Raw genomic sequence first — 2476 nt, forward strand, 5'->3', positions numbered from 1 at the left:
GACGCGAACTGCAACGTCACCTCACCCGGACCCGCACCCAGCACCGGACCCATCGCCGCCACCAGATTCGCCACACCAGCATGCGCGACCGCCACCCCCTTCGGCCGCCCCATCGACCCCGACGTATAAATCACATACGCCAAACGATCCGCGTCAAAGGACACATCGAGTCGCTCACCGGACTCGGCCGTGATCGCCTCCGCCGCACCAGCCAGCCACTCTTCGTCGATCACCAACGCCGCACCACTGTCGGCCACCATGAACGCCAGCCGATCCGCCGGATACTCCGGGTCCAACGGTACGTACGCCGCCCCGGCCTTCCACACCCCGAGCACCGCCACGACCATGTCGACACCCCGCGCGAGCCTCAACCCCACCCGCGACTCAGTGCCGACACCCTGGCCCCGCAGGAACCGGGCCAACTGATTCGCCCGCGCCTCCAACTCCCCGTACGACAACGTCTCGCTACCGCAGCGCACCGCCACGCTCTCAGGCGCCCGCACCGCCCACCCGGTGAACAACTCGGGTACCGTCGCCGAGCCGACCGGGCGGTTGGTGTCGTTCCACTCCCCCACCACCAACGCCCGTTCGCCGGCGATCAGCACATCGATGTCGCTGAGCCGTGCCCGCGGGTCGGCCGCGATCTGTTCCAGCACCCGCACCAGTCGGCGGCCGATGCGGTCGGCCTGCTCCTCGTCGAAGAGGTCGGGCCGGTATGCCAACTCGATACGGAGGCGGTCGTGCGGGGTGACGCCCACGGTCAGCGGGTAGTTGGTCGCCTGCTGGGTCGCGCCGCCGGAGATGGTGTACGTCTCCCGGCGGTCCGGCTTCTCGGGAGCCCGGGGGAAACTTTCGTAGACCACCAGGGTGTCGAAGCCCGCGCCGGGCCCGGCGACCCGCTGCACCTCCGCCAGCCCGAGGTGCTGATGGGACAGCAGCGCGGTCTGCCGTTCCTGGAGCGCGCCGAGCATGTCCAACACCGACTGCTCCGGCTGGAGGCGGACCCGGACGGGGAGGGTGTTGATGAGGAGGCCGACCATGGTCTCCACTCCCGGCAGCTCCGGTGGACGGCCTGCCACCGTCGCGCCGAACACCACGTCGGCGCGCCGGGTGAGGCGGGCGAGCACCAGCGCCCAGGCGCCCTGTACCACCGTGTTGACGGTCAGGCCGTGTTCCCGGGCCAGGCCGGTGAGGGTGGCGGTGGCCGTCTCGGACATGTCCAGGGTGTGTTCCCGTGGCAGCACGGCGGCGCGCCGCCGGTCCTCGGCGGCGACCAGTGTCGGCCCGTCCGTACCGGCCAGTTCGCGCTGCCAGGCGGCGCGTGCCGCGTCCTTGTCCTGGCGGCTCAGCCAGGCCAGGTAGTCGCGGTACGCGGCGGCGGGCGGGAGTGTGCGGGCCTCGCCGCCGGCCGCGTAGATCTCGGCAAGTTCGGCCAGCAGGACCGGCATCGACCAGCCGTCGAGCAGGAGGTGATGGGTCGTCAGGACCAGCTGGTGACGTTCATCGGTGAGCCGGATCAGCAGCAGGCGGAGCAGGGGTGCGACGGTCACGTCCAGCCGGTGGGCGCGTTCGCGTGCGGCGAGTGCCGCCGCTTCGGCCGTCTGCTCGGCTTCCGCCAGGTCCGACAGGTCGGTCGTCTGCCAGGGCAGATCCACTTCGTGGGCGATGAGCTGGACCGGTGCGCCGGACTTTCGCTGGTGGAAGCTGGCGCGCAGAGCGGCGTGGCGGTTCAGCAGTGCCTGCCAGGAGGCCCGGAAGCGCTCGGGGTCCAGTGGTCCGTCGATGGAAATGACGGTCTGGAGGGCGTAGACGTCCGGGCCCCCGGTGTCGAAGGAAGTGTGGAAGAGCAGCCCTTCCTGGAGCGGTGACAGCGGCCAGACCTCCGCCAGAGCCGCCGCCTTGACCGGGGTTGTCTTCTTCACTGGGACTGCCCACCTTCGCGTTCTGCCGCTATCGCTTCGAACTCTTCGACTTCGTCCTGGGTGAGTGCGAGCAGGGGGAAGTCGGAGGGAGTGTGTCCGCCGGCCCCGGAGTCGGCATCGGTGTGCGCGGCGAGCCCCGCCAGCATCTCCAGCCAGATCCGCCCGAGTCGCTCGGCGTCCGCGTCCTCGATGAGGGTGCCGGGCCAGGCCAGCGAGACCGTCAGCTCCGGCCCGTCCGGGGTGTCCCGCACCACCGCTCCGGCGTCCAGCAGGTGCAGTACGGGTGCCTCCGGGTCGGCGGCGCCTCCGGGCCCCGCCTCGGTCGCGGGTTCCCAGGCGCCGGTGGAGTTACCGACCGGACCGGCGGCGAATCGGCCCAGGTAGTTGAAGCCGATCTGCGGGGCGGGCAACCCTGCCAGTACCGGGCCGGTCTCGGCGTTGAGGTGCCGCAGCAAGCCGTAACCGAGGCCGTCCCCAGGCACATTCTGCACCTGCTCCTTCACCGCCTTCAGCAGCACACCGGCCGCCGGACCCCCGGCCCGCGCCTGGCCCAG

Annotated in this window: 1 protein-coding gene and 1 pseudogene; both read right to left on the minus strand. The window is 71.0% G+C overall.

All coding sequences use genetic code 11. The annotated features are described in order from the left end of the window. Nucleotides 1–1922 (minus strand): condensation domain-containing protein (locus ACTT8P_RS38060; protein ID WP_442836367.1); only part of this gene is annotated, 1922 nt, incomplete at its 3' end. Continuing rightward, nucleotides 1919–2476, minus strand: a pseudogene (locus tag ACTT8P_RS38065) (non-ribosomal peptide synthetase); the annotation flags it as partial. The gene ACTT8P_RS38060 and the pseudogene ACTT8P_RS38065, both read right to left, overlap by 4 nt.

It is taken from the genome of Streptomyces sp. JW3 (assembly GCF_052216785.1).
GTDB lineage: Bacteria > Actinomycetota > Actinomycetes > Streptomycetales > Streptomycetaceae > Streptomyces.